Genomic DNA, 19,580 nt, shown 5'->3' on the forward strand with positions numbered 1-19,580 from the left:
CATAATCCATTTGTACACCTCCTTAGATAGGCTATATGCAACTACTATGCAAGTACATGTTGCTTGATTCCTTAAACAAATGTTTGTTTAACTAAACGGAACGATTGGGACACACTATTTACCATACCATAAAATAAAAATTAGAACAGTCTAACAACTTGTAAACCAGAAAACAAATTGCATACTTATTCACCATACACAAATAAAAGAACGCTTTAATCAATATAAAGTAATATATATACATCAAGAATTATCTTCATTAATTTCTTTTTTACATTAACGCAGTAAATTTTCAAGTTAGAGAAAAGAAAATTTTACAAGTCGTTTTATTTTTTTTAAAAAGCTCTCCAAAGGTTTAGACCCCTAGAAAGCTATTGTTTCTTTGACTTATCTCGACCCTTTTTTATACGGTCCTTAATTACTTTTGGTCCCTGCACACAAATGCACCATTAAGCAACATTAATACCATTAGAGAAATCTAACATCCCTAGAATAAGAGCAGTAAGTCAAGATAGCTCTTTACATAGGTTTTCACGGTCCTGGGGTTCTTATTCCTGTTATACAAAAAATCAGTTTCGCTTTATGATAAGGATTATGTAGTGATCAGCACTTATGTAGCGCTTTCATACTTCTTAAGTCAATGACCAGATTTTATCTATTTTATCTATTTTATCTATCGAAAAAAAGGACCTCCCAATCGAAACCCTCTAAACTACGAGAAAATAATTTCAATGTGTTTAAGAGAAGAACGAAAAAGCGGCCCTTGTTTTCAATTAAAATATATGAATAAACGGTTCTTCATTTGGGTTTTGAATAATAACACTCTCGGTATTTCCTGCAACAGATGTGATCGCAACACTGACCTTGTAATGTCCTTGGAATCTTTGTTGCAATTGACTTGCTACGTATTGTGACAAAGCAACAATCTCAGCTTTCCCTTGAAAACGAAGTGGAATTTCAATCGTTAACTCCTGAACTTGATTGTCTACATAACGACCTTTTCCAACTACCCCAATATACGTATCAAAAAACGCCTGGACATCATCTTTAAAACGTTGGAATTGATCTGCTTCATTTCGTGCTTCTTGACTTGCTTCGCTTGAAGGAAACAAATAATAGCGCTCATTGATACGTTGCCACCTGTCTAAGTCACTGCTTGCTTCAGCTTTTGCTCTAGCAACAAAATAGCCCGGAATGACCGATTCACGTGATTGCTCTCGAAATAGAGCAAATACAATTGGAATGTCCTTAAACGCTCCCTCTTGCATATTGTCAGAGCGAATCCTTGCCAAAATTTCACCCGCAATTCGTTGACCTTCTTGTTCAATCACATCGTCTGAAAGTGGCAGCTCATAAAAATAATAACGCCCCTGCTCGTCTTCCACCCTGAAATTATATACACTGTTCATCGAAAGACCAATCACAATACCACCAAGGTTTAATTGCCCATTACTATCTTCAACAAGATAATTATGCTCTAAAATGTGCGACAAATAACGAGGTTGACTTTCTTCTCTCTCTCTCATCGATCCTCCCTCACCAAGGGCTGGATTCAACCCTTGAGGATTATCGTCCTCATCATAGCGCATTAACCAGTTATTGAGCGTATTTCTTTCAATAAATTGACCTTCTCTGAAAAAATAACTTTCAGGTTCAAAGTATTCTTGTGCAATACGAGTTAGACCGATTTCTAATTGGTCTAGATCAAGGCGATTATATACAACAGAATTTCCAAAACCTCTTGATTCCCCGTGTAAATAGGAGCCATCATATAATACACTTTGGTAATAATTATCTGGTGTAATTATTTGTGGTACAACTTCTACGACTTGATCCTGCTCTTGTTCATCTCCTTCTTCCACAACTTTCCCTTCTTCCTGAGGTGTTATAGGAAAACAAGCTGTTAGAAGCAATAAAGTGAGACATAGGATTCCCCATCTCTTTAACACAAATACTCCCCTCCCTTCTTTTTTCTATGTTTCCTTACTAAAAACTTCTACAAGCTGTGCTTCATCCCAAATTTCTATCTGCAATTCTTCAGCCTTTGTCCGTTTTGAACCAGCATCTTCTCCCGCTATAACAAGGTCGGTCTTCTTACTTACACTGCCTGTCACTTTTCCTCCGAGGGCTTCTATTTTTTCTTTCGCCTCTCCACGTGTAAGTTGCTCGAGTTTCCCTGTTAACACAATGGTTTTTCCAGCGAACGGACTATCTGCTACTTCTGTACTTGAAGGTGCTCTTGGACCTTTATACGTTACATTAACGCCTAACGCTTCTAACTCATCGATTAATTGTAGTACTTCTGGTTTTGCAAAATAGCGATTAATAGAAGTAGCCATTTTCTCGCCAATTTCATTTACGGCTATCAATTCTTCTTCTGAAGCCTCTTTAATCTTGTGAATCGTTTCAAACTCCATCGCTAACGTTTTTGCCGCTTTTGCTCCCACAAAACGGATTCCTAAGCCAAACAATAGACGTTCAAGTGAATTATCCTTTGTTTCTTCAATGGCCTCAAGCAAATTATCGACTGATTTTTCGCCCATTCGCTCAAGTTTCAACAACTCTTCACGATTCAGTTTGTAAATATCTGCAACATCGTGAACTAGATCATGTTGAAATAATTGACTAATCACTTTTTCACCAAGCCCATCAATATTCATCGCATTTCTTGATACAAAGTGGATCAAGCCTTCTCGTATTTGAGCGGGACATTGTGGGTTAATACAACGTAGGGCTACTTCCCCTTCTAAGCGTACAAGCTCACTCTCACAGGCAGGACAGTGTGTCGGCATTGAAAAATCGCGTTCACTCCCATCACGTAGCTCAGCAAGAACATTCACGACTTCTGGAATAATATCTCCTGCCTTCTTGATCACCACTGAGTCTCCTAGCTTTAAATCTTTTTCCCGAATTAAATCTTCGTTATGAAGCGAAGCACGTTTGACTGTTGTACCCGCGACAGTAACCGGGGTAAGAATAGCCGTTGGTGTCACAACTCCCGTTCGCCCAATGCTTAATTCAATTTCTTCAAGCTTTGTGACAACTTCTTCAGCCGGAAATTTAAATGCGATGGCCCATCTTGGACTTTTCGCGGTAAAGCCTAACTTCTCTTGTTGTCCGAGACGATCTACTTTAATCACAATCCCATCAATGTCATACGGAAGTGTCGCTCGCTTTTCTACCCATTCCTCTGTATAAGCAATAACTTCTTCAATCGTTGAACAGTGTTTGCTTTCATTGTTCACGCGAAAACCAAGTTCTCTTAAGTAGGTCAGCCCTTCGTGATGCGACTGGACTTCACGACCTTCTAGATGACCGATCGCATAGACAAACATAGATAAATTCCGTTTTGCTGCAAGCTTCGGATTTAATTGACGCAAAGAACCAGCAGCGGCATTACGTGGATTGGCAAACTTCTCTCCACCAGTCTGTTCTTTCCGCTCATTTAATGCTTCAAAAGAACCCTTAGGCATATAAGCCTCACCACGCACTTCTAGACTAACACGCTCGGTTAAGCGAAGTGGTATCGCAGGGATCGTTTTAAGATTCGCGGTAATATCTTCTCCAACAGACCCATCACCACGTGTTGCTCCTCGAGTAAACTTCCCATTTTCATACGTTAGGGAAACTGCCAAACCGTCAATTTTCAGTTCACAGCTGTACGTGACGTCATCGCCAACCAACTGTCTAACTCGACGGTCAAAATCACGTAAATCCACATCAGAAAAAGCATTCCCTAGGCTAAGCATTGGTGTACGGTGCTGAACCTTTTCAAAAAATGGCAAAGTGTCTCCCCCGATACGAACGGTGGGCGAATCTTCACTGAAAAGCTCGGGATGCTCTCCTTCTAGCTTTACTAACTCGTGCATTAATGTATCATACTCTGCATCTGAAACAATTGGTTTGTCAAGTACATAATAATGATGACCATACTCTTCTAGTTGCTTACGAAGCTCTTCAATCCTCATTTCTACCTGCTGTTTCCCCATGGCATTCTTCCTTTCTATTATGTAAGATTGACCAATTGAGGTATATTGCACTATCTATTCGAAGTCTGACCCTTTGAGATGGCTTCTAAAAATAGTGTTTCTGTCATTCTTGTCTACTACTGTTGTTTCGATATCGGTGCAAACTTAGCAAATAATCGCTTCACACCTGTTGGATTTGGAAAAGCAATATCAAGCTCAAGCGATTCACCTTCCCCCTTAAGGCTTACAACCGTGCCAACTCCCCATTTCTTATGTTCCGCTTTATCACCAACGCTCCACGAAAAGCTTTCTCCACCAGTTTGAATCACTTTTGGCCGGTCTATTGTTCTAGAACGTTGCTGTGCTGGTGCTGGATTTTTACGTGATGTCTTCATCCAGTCTGGCGTTTGCTTTACTTCATTTAATGACTCTAAACATTCAACTGGAATTTCGGCAATAAATCGCGACGGTGGATTTGTATTCGTTCGTCCATACAACGTTCTCATCCTTGCATTTGTTATATAAAGTTGTTTTTCTGCTCTAGTAATTCCAACATAGGCAAGCCTACGCTCCTCTTCCATCTCTTCTTCTTCAAATAAAGAGCGGCTGTGCGGGAATATTCCTTCTTCCATTCCAATTAAGAACACAAGCGGGAACTCTAATCCTTTTGCAGAGTGAAGTGTCATTAATGTAACAGCATCTTTCGGCTTGCCTTCATTATCATCATCCAGCTTATCAATGTCAGCGACTAATGCTAAATCAGTTAAGAAAGCAACGAGTGATCTATCTTCTCCATTTTGCTTCTCAAATTCATTCGTTACCGTGATAAACTCGTCAATATTTTCAAGACGACTTTGCGCTTCAATCGACTTTTCATTTTTCAGCATATCACGGTAGCCTGTCCGCTCAAGAAGCTCTTCAACTAGCTCTGTTACCGATAAATATTCTTGCATTTGTACCCAATGTCCGAGCTGATCTGAAAAGTCTCGTAATTTGCTCACAGTACGTCCAGTAAGACCGATTTGTTCGACCTCTTGAAGCGCAGCGAACATCGATATCCCTTGTTCGATCGCAAACGCACCTATCTTATCAACCGTTGTTGCCCCGATCCCGCGCTTTGGTACATTAATAATTCGTTGTAAACTAATATCATCATCAGGGTTGGCAATTAAACGTAAATAAGCTAGAACGTCTTTAATCTCTTTTCGATCATAGAACTTTGTTCCGCCGACAATGTTGTAGTCAATGTTCGACTTCACAAAAAATTCCTCAATTACACGCGATTGAGCATTTGTACGGTATAAAATGGCAATATCCGAATAAGAGTAGTTTTCTATCAGCATGGCTTCCCTTATTCTTTCAACAATAAATTGAGCCTCAGAATGCTCTGTGTCAGCTGCAAAATAGCCGATTCCACAACCTGCGTCATTTTCCGTCCATAAATTCTTCTTCTTCCGATTTGAGTTATTATCAATAACACGGTTAGCCGCTTGAAGAATTGTTTTCGTTGAGCGATAGTTTTGTTCAAGCAAAATCACCTTTGCACTAGGGTAGTCTTCCTCAAATGATAGAATATTAGCGATATCTGCCCCACGCCAACGATAAATTGATTGATCTGAATCCCCTACTACACAAAGGTTTTTCAAGCGAGCCGCTATCATATTTACAAGCATATATTGAGCCCTGTTTGTATCTTGATACTCGTCAACTAGAATGTACTGGAATTTTCGTTGATAGAACTCCAACACTTCTGGAACTAATTTAAATAATTCTATCGTCTTCATGATCAGGTCATCAAAATCAAGCGCATGGTTCTTCTTCAATTGCTTTTGGTACTCTACGTACACATCTGCAACAGTTTGTTCATATGGACCTGTTGCACTTTTAGCAAACACATCAGGCTTTTTCAATTCATTTTTTGCACTACTTATCGATCCAAGAATACTTCGTGCTTCAAACTTCTTCGGATCAATATTTTTATTTTTTAAAATTTGTTTAATAACCGATAATTGGTCGCCAGAATCCAAAATCGTAAAATTACGATTATAGCCAATACGATCAATGTCTCGACGCAATACCCGTACACACATCGAGTGGAATGTTGAAATCCAAATATCTTCCGCTACTGGCCCAACAAGCTGAGCAACACGCTCTTTCATCTCACGAGCTGCTTTATTTGTAAATGTAATTGCCAGCACACTCCAAGGGGCAATTTCTTTCTCGCGTAGCAGATAGGCAATTCGGTGCGTTAGCACACGCGTCTTCCCACTTCCTGCACCCGCCATTAACAATAGAGGTCCTTCCGTATGAGTTACAGCTTGTCTTTGCTCCGGGTTTAACCCGGCTAGCATCTTTTCAATTATTTTCGCTTGCACACCCTCACCACCAAACGTTTGTTCTCATCTTTATTTTAGCTTGTTTTCTTGGTTATTTCAATGTTTCTTTAACAGCTGTAACAGTATTTAGTGCAGCACGTAAATCTTCATAAATGATGTTTCCTACAACCACAGTATCTGCATATTGCGCCATTTCCTTTGCTTGGTCAGCAGAATGAATGCCACCGCCATAAAACAGTTTTGTTTTTTCAAGGACGCAAGAAACAGCATTCACAATTTTCACATCCCCATATGTTCCACTATATTCTAGATAAAAGATCGGAAAATGATAAAGATGCTCTGCCATCCGCGCATAGGCAACAACATCGTCCGTCTCAAGGTCCGCTTGGGCTTCCGTAAGCTTAGCAGCCTTTGCATCACTGTTTAATATGCAATAGCCTTCAACAGCAATTTCATCCCAGTTCATAATCGCACCGTATTCCTTGATCGCCTGATGATGATGACCAGAAATCCACTCTACTTTCGTACTGTTCATAACAGAGGGAATAAAAAAATAATCAAATCCAGGAGTGATTGCACAGACGTTTGACACCTCTAGTGCACATGACACAGTGTAACGCCGTACACGAGCAAGCAAATGCAACGTATTATCAAGAGTTACTCCATCGGTCCCACCAATAATAAGACCATCTGTCCCGGATTCACAAATGGCTTCTAATGCTTCATCTGATATTTCTTTATTCGGATCCAACTTAAAAACGTGTCGCCACTCATTAAACTCTAGCATCTTTATCACTCCTGCTTCCTGCAAAAAATACATTTAAGTACCTGTCTGAGAAGTCATTATATCAAAGAAAAGTAACGTTGTCGCCCGCAGCTCCTAACCAAAATGACCTCATTTGATTAGGCTGTCCCAAAGTCACTTTTGCCTTTTAGAACACTCTAATTAAATGAGCATAGCTATTTTCACTAAAAAGAGAAACGTCTCAAAAATTTAAAAGCCTGCTATGAGTATTTTCATAGCAAGCTACGTAGGAAGGAAAACCATTCCTCAGCTCATTTTTTTCTTTCCAGGCTGTTTCTACTTTCTGTCTTTTCAAACAATGTTTGATTTTAAACTACTGATTTCTAATGACTGATTCTACAATTCATCAAACCCATTGTCGCTCGATACTTTCGCATACTGCCTTGATTTCTGCTCAAAGAAATCACTTTTTGCTGCGTTCACATCTTCATAAGCTTTAATCCATCTCATCGTGTTAGTACGGTTGTTAGGATAAACCGCATTGTAGCCTAGCTGCTTTATGCGTTTGTTTGCCATAAATTTTAAATATGATTCCATTTCTTCTGGATCTATTCCATCAAGCTTGTCACCGATAATATAACGGAACCAACGGATTTCTAGATCGGTTGCCTTCTTGAATGCCTCTTCCACAAATGTTTGCATCTCAGTTGAATCTAGTTCCGGTTTTTCTTTCAATAGCTCCTTAAACAAATTCGTAAAGTAATAAACATGCAGTTGCTCATCACGATTAATATAATTGATCATCGTCGAAGTTGACACCATTTTTTGATGACGAGCCAAGTTATAGAAAAAGGCAAATCCAGAGTAGAAGTTTAAGCCCTCTAATATCACATCATAGACAATCGATTTAGCAAGTGTTTCTGCTGTTGGATTGTTTACAAACTCTTCATACCCCTCAACGATAAACTCATTTCTCTCACGCAAGACAGGGTCATGCTTCCAATACTCATAAATTTCATCTTGTGTTGCTTTCGGTACAACGCTTGAGAGTACATACGAATAACTTTGATTGTGAACGACCTCTTGGAAAGAGAGAACACTCATTAAGGCAGCCATGCTAGAATCAGTTAAATAATCCGCTACACGAAGGGTGTAGTCTGTTTGGATACTATCGAGAAAAGCTAGTAGTCCAATTATTTTCTTAAATGCTTCCTGTTCATCATTTGTTAAGTTCGGGAACTGTTTTGCATCATGTGTCATATTAATTTCAAACGGTGTCCAAAAGTTAGCTAGCATGTTTTTATATAATGGATAAGCCCATGAAAAACGAACATCATCCCAATTCAAAACGTTTGAACTTTCTCCGTTTATTAACCCCGTTGACGCATTAGGTGCCCCTACATCATATAATTTCCGTTGTTGCATCGTATCCACTTAAATGGCCCCTTTCTCTTCTTAACTTGAACAACTTTCGCAATCCTCTTCAATGGAAACAGAGGTAGAGCGAACGTAATAGGTTGTCTTTAGCCCTTTCTCCCAAGCTAAAAGATGCAAATCTAGTAACTCTTTTGCTCTTACTGTATTAGGTACATATAGATTAAAAGAAATCCCTTGATCAATATGACGTTGTCTCTTCGCGTTCTGAAGAATACTCCATTTTTGATCAATTGTATGGGCTGACTTGTACAGCCATGTTGTCTCTGCTGATAAGTCAGGAGCTACAACCGGAATCCGGTAATTTTTCTTTTCTTCCATATAGAACTTTGAAAAAATAGGATCAATGGATGCTGTTGATCCCGCAATAAGTGACGTCGTTGCATTTGGTGCTACCGCAAGTAAATAGCCGTTTCTGATTCCATGTTTTTTAACTTCTGTTTGTAATTCTTTCCACCTTGGAGAGTCATACTGACGCTTTTCGAAATACTCACCTGTCTCCCAATCTGAATTAGGAAAAGCTGGATACGCTTCTTTTTCTTTGGCAAGCTCCATACTTGCTTGGACGGTCGCATAGTTAATTGCTTCATACACGCGATCAACTTCTGCAACCGCCTCATCAGATTCCCATCTGATCCCTTTTCTAGCTAAATGGTGATGCCACCCATACGTACCTCCACCTATGGCACGATAAGTTTTATTCGTTAACTCTGCTTGTTTAACATCGAGACTGTTCATATCAATAACGTTATCAAGCATCCGGATTTGAATTTTAATAACTCTTTCTAATACATCGTCTTTCATTACATTGGCAATTGATAATGAGCTCAAGTTACACACAACGTAATCACCTGGCTTTTTCGTTACTGTTATCATTCCATTTTCAAGCAGCTCTTCTTCTATCGTTGTCGCACTCATGTTTTGCATGATCTCAGTGCATAAATTAGAACCATAAATCATCCCATTATGACGGTTAGGATTAAGTCGATTCGCAGTATCTCGGTAGAACATAAACGGACTTCCCGTTTCAAGTTGCGACATCATAATGCGTTTCATAATATCAATTGCTTGTACTTCAACTCTCGATAACTCGTTGTTCTTCACACATTGTTGATAACGTTCGCGAAAGGACCCTTCGCCCTTATTCTCATCGTAAAAGTCTTCTAACGAAAATCCCATCATTTGACGAACTTCATGCGGATCAAACAAATACCAACTCTCACGATTATCAACTGCCTCCATGAATGCATCTGGGATTGAAACAGCAGTAAATAAGTCATGTGTACGTTGACGTTCATCACCGTTATTAAGCTTTGAATCTAGAAAAGAAAAGATATCTTTATGCCAAACATCAAGGTAAACAGCAATCGCTCCTTGACGCTGGCCAAGTTGGTCAACACTTACGGCAACATTATTTAATTGCTTCATCCACGGAATGACACCAGAAGATACCCCTTTAAACCCTCTGATCGAAGAACCTTTTGCGCGAATTTTCCCAAGATATAGTCCAAGTCCCCCACCGTTCTTGCTAACTGTTGCCGCATCCGTACAGCTATCAAAGATCGCGCGTAGGTCATCTTCTACTGTATCAATGAAACAACTAGATAATTGACCGTCTTTTTTACCTGCATTAGCAAGCGTCGGTGTCGCAACGGTCATATACAAATTTGACAGTGCCCAATAACTTTCTTTCACAAGCTCTACTCGCTTTTCTACTGGTTCCTCGACCATTAATGTCATCGCTATGATCATCCAACGTTCTTGCGGCAATTCAAGCAATGTTCCATCAAAGTACCTCGTTAAATAGCGATCTGCCAGTGTCTTGACTCCGATATATGTAAACCGATCATCTTGCTTACGATTGATAGTAGCTGCAAACTCATTAAGCTCTTCTATTGAATAAGCTTGTAGCCTTTGATCATAAAAGCCGTCCTCTATTAATTTTTGTACCCAATTAGCAAATCGATTATCCCAATCGATAGCCCATCCTCTTGTCTGCTCAATTTGTTCATACAACGAGTTTAAATAGCACTGTCCCGCCACATATGTCCAATCAGGCGTATCAATCTCTAACTGATTAAGCGCATCCAAAGCTCGCGTTTCCCACGTGACATCTTCTTTCCACCATTCATTTATTGTTAGATGCGGAAATCGTTCCTTTACCTTTTCTATCATTGACCTTTTCTCCACTGTTGTCTCCATTAATTAAACACTCCTCTTCTAAAATAAAAAACGCTCTTTCTCCTGGTAAGAGAAAGAGCGCAAAACGGCGAGTGAAATAAGACAATACCAAACATACCTGCCGTCTCACTTCTCACACCCCGAAGATAGTTAACTAAAGAATGACGGCAGGTCTCCTGGCTAGCGCTTCACTCTACTTTGAGCCTTCCCATGCTAGTTCATATCTATCGATACGAACCTATTGCACAGTGGGTCCCTCATTTCGTCCACACATACAGTTGCGGGGGCAGCTCTGGCCTCACGCCAGATTCCCTATTAAGTCTACTAGACACCGTTCATTCCGCAAAATCAATATATAGTTGTTTTTACATTTATAGATTACGATATATTGTACATGCTACAGAATCACACTTAAGAATGCAAGAACTATTTTCAGCAAAAAATAGCATCTACTAATGTACATATTATTAGATTGCTTGTTACTCTCCTGACTAGCGGCTTTACTAGCCACAACCAACTCCTTCCACACAAAATAAGAGACTGCTCCTCTAAAAGGGCAGCCTCACTCACTCTAATTAGTACTTCTCAATCACCACCGCGGTCCCATACGCAATAATCTCCGCTGCATTTGCCATAACCGTCGATGTTTGCATTCTCATTCCGATGATCGCATTGGCTCCTTGTTCTTCCGCCTCTGTTACCATGCGGTCGATCGCAAGTTCACGTGCTTCGGTCATCATCTCGGTGTAGCCTTTTATTTCACCACCAACAATCCCCTTTAAACCTGCAGTAATATCACGCCCAATATGTTTAGACTGAATCGTACTTCCTTTTACATAACCTTTTACATCTGCAATGTCATACCCCGCTACTTGTTCAGTCGTTACAATCATCATAATTGATTTCCTCCATTTCTTCTTTCTTATGCTCTAATTTAAAAATCAAAAGTAATATGACTAAAGACTCCCCACTACCTCAGACATGACGATTTAACCATTGTTTGACGACCTCAAGAAAAACAGGTGAGAGTGGCTTTTCTCCGATGTTTTTGTACACCTTTTTCAATTGCAGAATTCCAACTTCTTCCATTTGATCACGAAGCATATGATTCATCCCATCAATTACGTGCGTTTCTGTTTCTACCTTTGTATAGCTCGCAACTTCACGTACTTTATCTGGGGTCGCTTGTACGTCCTTGGAACCCGTAACGGCTAAGATAGGACAAGATACTTGCGCTAATCCACTATACACATCATACTCATAATGTTCTCGAAACCACTTAGCTGGAATTTTCACTCCTTGATATCGAATGACGTCTTTTTTTGTTGAACGTACTTTTTTATCAAATTTGACTCCTTTTTTCTCTGCTTTTTTTGCTACATTTAACAGGCTGAATAGTTTCCCTTTCACACCTTTTTGTTCCTGTAATGATTCAACTATTTGTCCTCTCTGATACGTAAGAGCATCTTCAAGTGATGCCCCAGCTCCTGCAACTAATAGAAGTCCAGCTAAGTCTTCACCCTTTGCAATTTCTGGTGCTAGCATACAGCCTTCACTATGACCAAGCACAAATATCTTATTACGATCAACAATCGACTGCTTCTTCAAATAGTGAATCGCAGCCTTCGCATCATTAACGAGATCCCAGAAACCCATTTTCGCAAAAACTCCCTCGCTTTTCCCTGTCCCTCGTTTGTCATAACGCAACGTAATAAAACCTTGATTCGTCAGAAAGGTTGCAAGCTGATCATATAAATGCAATGTCTGCCCTTTGCCATTCCCATTGCGGTCAAGTGGACCTGAACCAGCAACAAGCAAAATGGCAGGTAGCGCAATCGGTGACGTTTCTGGATACGTTAATGTCCCGAAAATCTGATTTTTTTCGCCAAACTGAATCTCTTTTTCAGTCATATAATCGCCTCCAAAGAAGTTTTGCAGGATAAACATCATAAGTCCGTGCTTGTCGGTCTCTTAATGGTCGTTTCATAGCAGCTTTTCGAAAACCTCGCTAAGGTTCCTCACCAAATTGCACCACCTCATCATGAGTTAAGTGAAGCGTTGTCTGACCATACATAATCCAACTTGTTTATATTGCTTTAAATGATGATTTAGCATATCTAGCCACGAAAAGGGTCTACCTCTTCTCTCTCGATTCGAAACTCCTGTTTTCATCCCCCACGGTGTCTGACTACTTGTTCAACAGACTAGTCATGAAAAGCCGATCTGTTTATTAGGTGTTGTTTTATTTAACTCTACTTCTAAAAACGCAATATTATCCCTTTTTTTCAACATATATTTTTTTCTAATGTTCCTCTACCTTTATTGTTCAACTACTTGATTCTATATAGCGATACTATTGCAGAGGGTTTTACCTATCAAGAGTGTTTCATTCGATTTTCTTTTCTATTTCTATGCTATAGTAACATTACCATTACATTCAAAAAAGGCAGGAGTTATGTTATGGATTCGAATAAATTTGACCGTGTTTTCGATTCTCTTGAAGAATTCGTCGATACAATCAGTGATGTTCTTGATTGTCCCGTAACACTTGAGGATGCAAATCACCAATTACTAGCATACAGCTCTCATGACGATGAAACAGATGCAGCGAGAATCTCAACGATCATTGGAAGAAGAGTCCCTGAGAAAGTCATTAATCGTTTTTGGAAAGAAGGCGTCATTCCAGCACTTAACCAAAATGATGTTCCTGTTGAAATTAATAGCATCACAGATATTGGTCTTAGGAATCGTGTCGCGATTTCCATTCGAAAAAACCAAGAAGTTCTCGGGTACATTTGGGTGATAGAGGTTGATACGAAGCTTTCAACTAAAGATAAACAGTTATTAAAAATAGCTGCTGGAAAAGCAAAAAACCTCTTACTTCAATTAAATCTCCAGAAGAAGCAACGCGAAAAAAATCATCAAGAACTATTATGGCAAATCATAACTGACGAAACGACTACTCATGACCAAACAGCACCTCTTCTTGAAAAAGTAGGTGTCCTTCCTACAAAGCCTCTTGGCTTTATGGTATTACATGTTAACGAAATGTCAGATACTCTTTATCGGAATATTATGTACATCATCAAAACGACAAATAAAATAAACCTAGTGCTTGATACAATAGATGAGAATCAGCTAATCTGTTTGATTAGCTCCATTCATGAAAAAACCAATCAATCAGAGTTAATCGATTTTATGAAGACCGTCCAGGTTCAGATGCGGGAACGATTTGGATTAGAGGACATGTTTATTGGGTGCGGTTATTTATACGAGGATTATTCAAAACTAATGCAAAGTTATCTTGAAGCCAAAAAAGTTGTTCAATTAAAAGCAAATCGTCAAACTGATATTAAACAAGCTTATTTTTATCATCAACTAGGCGTGTTCCAACACCTAGATGTATTGCATAGTCACAAAAAAAGTTTAGTGGTAAATCCAGCCCTATCCCAGTTACAGTCGTATGATCAAGAGCATGCTACTTCCCTTTATCAAACACTCGAAGTGGTCTTAAATAAGGATGCAAATATGAATGAAGCCGCCAAAGAATTGCATATTCACGTTAACACCCTTAGTTACCGCTTAAAACGCATTCAAGAAATTACATCGATTCAACTAAAAGATCCTATACAGCGAATCGGTCTTTATTTAGATATTAAACTGCAAGCTTATAATTATGCAAATCAACAACCGTAGCGTATCCAAAAGGTCTGACCCAATGCAGAAGGCAGACCCTTAGACTACCTCAGTCATCGGCTACATTAATATGAGAAAAGCGTTTCACGTCAAACAGACCAGTATCCGTCAACTTTAAAGACGGAATCACAGGTAAAGCAAGAAATGATAACGTTAGAAATGGGTTCCAGTCTCCGTCAAAACCAATATCTCTTAGAGCAGCTTCTAATTTTTGTAACGCTCCGTTCACTTCCTCAAATGGCTTGAGCGACATTAAACCAGCTAAAGGTAGTGGCAGTTCTGCTAGAAGTTCTTGACCCCTTACAACTGCAATTCCCCCTTCTTGCTTTGCTACTTGTTCGATAGCAAATTTAATGCTCTTGTCATCTGTTCCACAAGCCACGATATTATGAGAATCATGAGCTACCGTTGCGACAATTGCACCTTCTTTTAGTGGAATTCCTTTCACAATTCCAACTCCTACATGACCGAGTTTGTGATGTCTTTCTGCTACGACAAGCTTTAATTGATTATTTTTAATGGAAGGAACAAAGAAGCCATTTGTCACATCTACTTCTTCAATTAAATGGTCTGTCACAATAGATCCAGGCGTTACTCCAATAACATGTGCCTTTGAAGAATCTAGTTTCAATTCCAAACTATTTGCCGTTAATGGCTCCAAGTGAACACTATTGAGTAGATAAGATGGCGGTTTAATCGCATCACGAACCGTTCGTGTCATTTCACCATTTTCAGCGACACATTCCCCTTTTATATAAACTGCTTCAATTTCAAGTTTGTCTAGATCACGAATCATGAGAAAACTCGCTTCATACCCGGGTGCGACGGCTCCCTTTTCCGAAAGACCAAAACATTCAGCTGCATTTAAACTAGCCATCTGAATCGCTTGAAGTGGGTCAACACCTAATTGAATAGCCTTTCTAACACTTGCATCAATCGATCCTTCATTGACAAGATCATCGAGATGTTTATCATCTGTTGCGAACACACAGCGTCTTGCATTTTGTGGTGTTAATATAGGGAGCAATGCCTCTACGTCTTTTGCAGCTGTTCCTTCGCGCATTAATACATACATTCCCAGTCGCAAGCGAGCAAGTGCTTCTTCAGCTGTAACAGCCTCATGGTCGTTACTTATTCCAGCAACTCGATAAGCATTTAACCCTACTTCATCTAATCCAGCAGCGTGCCCGTCAATTTTCTTTCCGCGCTTCCAAGCAGCCTCTAGCTTCGATAGCATCTTTTCGTCTCCCGAAAAAACAGCTGGATAGTCCATGACTTCAGCCAATCCATAAGCTTGATGCTGATCAAAAAGACTCTCAATATCTTCAGTCGTTAACTCTGCTCCATTATGCTCAAATTCAGTTGCCGGAACACAAGAAGGCACCATAATCTTAATATCAAGTGGAAGGTTTTTCGCTGCCTCGATCATGTACGTAACTGCTTTTATACCACCTACATTCGCAATCTCATGTGGGTCAGCCATAACCGTTGTTACCCCGCGCGGCACAACGATTTTCGTAAATTCCTCAGGTGGTACCATTGCAGATTCAATATGGACGTGTCCATCAATAAATGTAGGAGCCACATACAGTCCGTTAGCGTCTACTTCGGTCTGCCCATCGTATTCTCCAATTCCAACAATCATGCCATCTGTGACGGCAATATCAGCTTTATACGTTGTTAACGTAAACACATCAACAATCATTGCGTTTTTCACGACTATCTCTGCTTTTTCTCTTCTTGTCGCAGCACCGATCCTCGTTTGTAACGTTTGCCTCATCTTATACACCTCGCTATTTCGTGATCGTTCATCTATTGTAGTACGAAAGCTAATCAAAAACACGTAATCAGCAAGATTTTCTAACAAACACACTAGCTGCTCATTCGTTATTATGTTCGGACAACTAAGAAAACCGCAGGATTTCCTGCGGTTTTCTTTCCTTATTCCTTTACTTGCACTTCATCCTCTTTTACACGTTCTAACGTCAGTTTATAGCCATCATTTCCGTAATTCAAACACCGTTTCACACGTGAGATTGTCGCTGTACTTGCACCGGTTTCCGTTTCAATTTTATGATACGTATATCCATTTTGTAGCATTCTAGCAACCTCTAAGCGCTGCGCTAATGATTGTATTTCATTTATCGTGCATAGATCATCAAAAAATTCGTAGCATTCTTCAAGATCTTTAAGCGAAAGAATCGCTTTAAATAGTTGATCAAGTTCTTTTCCTCGAAGTTTATCAATTTGCATTTACATTCACACCTTTCATTAGAAGACATATTCATCGTGCGTTTTCAATAAGTGGCACAATGCTCTGCACATTGCTCACCTGATATAAAAATATAACAGCTTCGCTCATTACTTTAAGGTTGCTCCAAATATGTTACACTCTCCCCTAGACCTGGAGATGTAGAAACAACGTTAATCCATGTCTGACCAGGCTTTAATGGTACTAACTGACCATCTTTAACTGGGACAATTTGCCCTTTTTGATTTTCCCAGTTGATTATATTAGCAATCCCACTTTGAAAAAGAATTGCTTTTCCACCAGAAGTTAAATCGATGGCACGCCGACCTTGGTCATCTAACACGGTATGTTCCGTTTCAATGACAAGTAAATTAGATAATTGAATAGGCTCACTTGTCTCGTAATCAATCGTTTGTTGATCACCATTAAAACGCTCATACAAACCCGTCTCTTCAACAAATCGATACGTAACACGGTTAAGATCATAATAATTGATTTCAATTTCTTTCCCACTTCTTCCGGCTACGTATATATCTTCACTTTCATAAAAAGAAAGATTGGGTACATCTCCAGTAAGCTCATAACCTTTAGCGTCTAAGCCTTCCCAAATATGCTCAGAGGTAATATAGGAATTGTGAGGTGCCTTTCGATCAGAGGAGCGATGAAAGAACGTTCCATCATGGAATAACCCATTAAGAAAATCAGCTTCGCCTGCTTCCAAAAGTCGTTTTGCTTCTGGACTCCAACCGTGTGAAATAAACAACCCGTTATAACCGTTTACTAAATCGATATGATACGGACGAGCACTCCGAACAGGACCTACTCTTTTTGGAAGTTGACTGTGAAACAGCGCAACTAATCGAGTCACTTCAAACTCAGATAAAATTTCATACACAATGTCAGCATCACGTAACCCTGATTGAGGACGGGCAGCAGGATGGTTATTAATCGTAACACCAATTACTCGACGATTAAGTGGCTCCTCTACCTCTATTCCACTCAGAGGATATGTATAGGAAGGAGGTGCTTCTCCCACCTCTTCTTCCTCAACGCTTTCTTCAATTGGCTCTTCTACTTCTGGTTCAACAACAGAATTATTATTACATCCCCCTACAACGAACATTGCTGTTAAGAGAAGGGAGAGATTCATTATTTTCCACATGCCTTACACGTCCTTTTATAAGTTAACTCACTACAGTAAAAAAGGATTCTTTCTTAGTTTAACGCATAATCGCAGGAAAGAGTACAGTTTTCTTCTTCACATCGTAGATTCCTCTTTGCGTTACGCGAATATACGGAAGATGAGTGGAAGAGAAAAAGAGCAAACTATAAATAGGATCTTCAAATTTATAACCTCGCTCACGAAGTAATTTAACAAAAGTTTTCTCTTCCTCCATGACACCTTCCATCGATTTGGTCGATAATACACCAAACAATTCTAATTGTATTTGACCGATTACTTCATCCGATTCAACTAGGGTCATTCCGCCACCTTGCTCTTTTAACGCTTGGAACGCTTTGACCATATCGGATACATTTTTTCCAATCAATATAATATCACCTGTATTGGAAAACGAACTTGCAAAACCAGACACATGAGTTGCAAATCCTCTAATCATTGTAGAAATCTGCCATTTCCCATATTTATCAATCATGACAAAGAAACTTTCATCATGATCAGTACTTAGTCTTTTCGACGTACTTTCAATAGGAATTTGATACGGTTTTAAAATAACAGAATTAATCATTTCGATTCCCATTGGCATTGAAAAATGAAGATCATCCTCCGTTAAATCCCAGTTAATATCAAGCGGTTCAATGCCGTAATCACCCCATGGGAATTTTCCAAATTGATCGAGTGCCTCACCATCTCGTACAATCCAATTTCCTTTCGCAATGACGGAGCTAGGAAGAGGATTCGTCATATCATCAAGAATATTTAGATGAGCAATTCGTCCCGGTGCAATCATTCCAAGTTTATGGTCAAGGTTGTAATATTTTGCAACATTGTAACTCGCCATGGCATAAGCATCAATTGGATCTAGTCCACTTTCTAAAGCTATTTTAATTAACTGATCCATGACTCCATTTTCATAAAATGATGGCGGAGACCCGTCTGTCGTCATTAAGCACCTTTCAAAATAATCAACCCCTAAGTCTTGCATTTCCTTTAATAATTTAGGTAAATCTGGCCGTATCGAAGAATGTCGTAATGAAGTTGTATAACCTAAGTCAAGACGCCTGACAGCCTCTTCTCCTGTCATAGCCTCATGATCACATGTCACACCAAGAAGTGCCATTTGTGCCAATGTTCGCTCTGATGCACCCGGTAAATGTCCTTCGATTGGCTTGCGAAGCCTTGTTGTTTCTTGCATTAAGTGAAGTGTGGAATCATCCCCAGCTAATACTTTCGGCCATGAGGTCAATTCTCCTCCTTGTACAACAAGAGGGTGCTCTAACCATTCTTTCATTTTCGAATTCGACAAAGGTTCTTCATCACGAAGCTCTGTCTGTGCATCGTACCTGAACCACCAGTACATGGATGCTGGTAATTCATCTATCGCCTCAATCAAAGTAAGCGCTTTCTTTTTTTCGAGATGCAAAAAGAACATCATGTTATCATTGATAAGTGTTGTTGTTCCTCGCCCCGACGCATAGTTCGCAAAGCTATGGGGATTATAAAGTTGAAACGGGTGAGCGTGGTGCTCAATATAACCTGGTACAACGAATTTATTTGTACAATCAATAATTTCTGTATCAGTTACGACTGCGGGCATTTCTTTTCCTACGTATACGATGCGATCCTCAGCTATCCATATATTTGCTATCAACCATTTACGACGTGCAAAATTTAAGTAATTAGCATTTTTGAGGACAAGTGAAGGAGCTTTCTCTCCTTGTACAACAGCAAGCTGCTGTCGCAATCGTTGTTTTGTCCAGCGGTAAAGTCTCTCAGTCAATGTCATCAC

At 39.6% G+C, this 19,580-nt stretch carries 13 protein-coding genes and 1 riboswitch; of the genes, 1 reads left to right on the plus strand and 12 read right to left on the minus strand.

Going from position 1 to position 19,580, the window contains the following annotated elements; translation table 11 throughout:
- Window positions 1–773: 773 nt before the first annotated feature.
- The 8 genes from SAZ04_RS04770 to SAZ04_RS04805 all read right to left on the minus strand — a co-directional run bounded on the left by SAZ04_RS04770 (window position 774) and on the right by SAZ04_RS04805 (window position 12,575).
- Window positions 774–1,949, minus strand: a complete 1,176-nt coding sequence (locus tag SAZ04_RS04770) for a CamS family sex pheromone protein (RefSeq protein WP_332691824.1) — start codon at window positions 1,947–1,949, stop codon at window positions 774–776.
- 24 nt (window positions 1,950–1,973) lie between these two features.
- On the minus strand, window positions 1,974–3,989 hold the full coding sequence (gene ligA / locus SAZ04_RS04775; protein WP_332691827.1) for an NAD-dependent DNA ligase LigA: 2,016 nt from the start codon (window positions 3,987–3,989) through the stop codon (window positions 1,974–1,976).
- Between the two features lie 116 nt (window positions 3,990–4,105).
- Entirely contained in the window at window positions 4,106–6,319 is a 2,214-nt protein-coding gene (pcrA, locus tag SAZ04_RS04780) for a DNA helicase PcrA (protein WP_332691956.1), read from the minus strand.
- Window positions 6,320–6,395: 76 nt separating this feature from the next.
- Complete coding sequence (gene pcrB / locus SAZ04_RS04785; RefSeq protein ID WP_332691830.1) at window positions 6,396–7,091, minus strand: heptaprenylglyceryl phosphate synthase; 696 nt, start codon at window positions 7,089–7,091, stop codon at window positions 6,396–6,398.
- 354 nt (window positions 7,092–7,445) lie between these two features.
- On the minus strand, window positions 7,446–8,474 hold the full coding sequence (locus SAZ04_RS04790) for a ribonucleotide-diphosphate reductase subunit beta (protein ID WP_431308962.1): 1,029 nt from the start codon (window positions 8,472–8,474) through the stop codon (window positions 7,446–7,448).
- A 30-nt stretch (window positions 8,475–8,504) separates the two neighbouring features.
- On the minus strand, window positions 8,505–10,685 hold the full coding sequence (locus SAZ04_RS04795) for a ribonucleoside-diphosphate reductase subunit alpha (RefSeq protein ID WP_332691836.1): 2,181 nt from the start codon (window positions 10,683–10,685) through the stop codon (window positions 8,505–8,507).
- Between the two features lie 128 nt (window positions 10,686–10,813).
- Window positions 10,814–11,016: riboswitch (cobalamin riboswitch) on the minus strand.
- Window positions 11,017–11,239: 223 nt separating this feature from the next.
- Window positions 11,240–11,560: a YbjQ family protein gene (locus SAZ04_RS04800; RefSeq protein WP_332691839.1), complete on the minus strand. Its 321-nt coding sequence runs from the start codon at window positions 11,558–11,560 to the stop codon at window positions 11,240–11,242.
- 79 nt (window positions 11,561–11,639) lie between these two features.
- Window positions 11,640–12,575, minus strand: coding sequence for an alpha/beta hydrolase (locus SAZ04_RS04805; protein ID WP_332691842.1), 936 nt, complete (start codon window positions 12,573–12,575; stop codon window positions 11,640–11,642).
- A 549-nt stretch (window positions 12,576–13,124) separates the two neighbouring features.
- Here SAZ04_RS04805 and SAZ04_RS04810 point away from each other — a divergent pair.
- Window positions 13,125–14,360 (plus strand): PucR family transcriptional regulator, encoded by a 1,236-nt coding sequence (locus SAZ04_RS04810; RefSeq protein ID WP_332691845.1) that lies wholly within the window; start codon window positions 13,125–13,127, stop codon window positions 14,358–14,360.
- Window positions 14,361–14,409: 49 nt separating this feature from the next.
- Here SAZ04_RS04810 and ade read toward each other — a convergent pair whose 3' ends face one another.
- The 4 genes from ade to SAZ04_RS04830 form a co-directional block, all read right to left on the minus strand.
- A complete protein-coding gene (gene ade, locus SAZ04_RS04815) occupies window positions 14,410–16,140 on the minus strand; it encodes an adenine deaminase (RefSeq protein WP_332691848.1) in 1,731 nt (576 codons plus the stop codon).
- Window positions 16,141–16,301: 161 nt separating this feature from the next.
- Window positions 16,302–16,613, minus strand: a complete 312-nt coding sequence (locus SAZ04_RS04820) for a YerC/YecD family TrpR-related protein (RefSeq protein WP_332691851.1) — start codon at window positions 16,611–16,613, stop codon at window positions 16,302–16,304.
- A 113-nt stretch (window positions 16,614–16,726) separates the two neighbouring features.
- Window positions 16,727–17,773, minus strand: coding sequence for a DUF3048 domain-containing protein (locus SAZ04_RS04825; RefSeq protein WP_332691854.1), 1,047 nt, complete (start codon window positions 17,771–17,773; stop codon window positions 16,727–16,729).
- Between the two features lie 58 nt (window positions 17,774–17,831).
- On the minus strand, window positions 17,832–19,571 hold the full coding sequence (locus SAZ04_RS04830; protein WP_332691857.1) for an adenine deaminase C-terminal domain-containing protein: 1,740 nt from the start codon (window positions 19,569–19,571) through the stop codon (window positions 17,832–17,834).
- Window positions 19,572–19,580: the final 9 nt, after the last annotated feature.

Source organism: Halalkalibacter lacteus (genome assembly GCF_036663595.1).
In the GTDB taxonomy this organism is placed as follows: Bacteria; Bacillota; Bacilli; order Bacillales; family Bacillaceae_D; genus Halalkalibacter; species Halalkalibacter lacteus.

Bases quoted from the DNA above. Each gene is read 5' to 3' on its own strand.
- SAZ04_RS04820 (WP_332691851.1), bottom strand. From the start codon at position 16,613: ATGCAAATTGATAAACTTCGAGGAAAAGAACTTGATCAACTATTTAAA.
- pcrA (WP_332691956.1), bottom strand. From the start codon at position 6,319: ATGCTAGCCGGGTTAAACCCGGAGCAAAGACAAGCTGTAACTCATACG.
- SAZ04_RS04800 (WP_332691839.1), bottom strand. From the start codon at position 11,560: ATGATGATTGTAACGACTGAACAAGTAGCGGGGTATGACATTGCAGAT.
- SAZ04_RS04825 (WP_332691854.1), bottom strand. From the start codon at position 17,773: ATGTGGAAAATAATGAATCTCTCCCTTCTCTTAACAGCAATGTTCGTT.
- pcrB (WP_332691830.1), bottom strand. From the start codon at position 7,091: ATGCTAGAGTTTAATGAGTGGCGACACGTTTTTAAGTTGGATCCGAAT.
- SAZ04_RS04790 (WP_431308962.1), bottom strand. From the start codon at position 8,474: ATGCAACAACGGAAATTATATGATGTAGGGGCACCTAATGCGTCAACG.
- SAZ04_RS04795 (WP_332691836.1), bottom strand. From the start codon at position 10,685: ATGGAGACAACAGTGGAGAAAAGGTCAATGATAGAAAAGGTAAAGGAA.
- ligA (WP_332691827.1), bottom strand. From the start codon at position 3,989: ATGGGGAAACAGCAGGTAGAAATGAGGATTGAAGAGCTTCGTAAGCAA.
- ade (WP_332691848.1), bottom strand. From the start codon at position 16,140: ATGAGGCAAACGTTACAAACGAGGATCGGTGCTGCGACAAGAAGAGAA.
- SAZ04_RS04810 (WP_332691845.1), top strand. From the start codon at position 13,125: ATGGATTCGAATAAATTTGACCGTGTTTTCGATTCTCTTGAAGAATTC.
- SAZ04_RS04805 (WP_332691842.1), bottom strand. From the start codon at position 12,575: ATGACTGAAAAAGAGATTCAGTTTGGCGAAAAAAATCAGATTTTCGGG.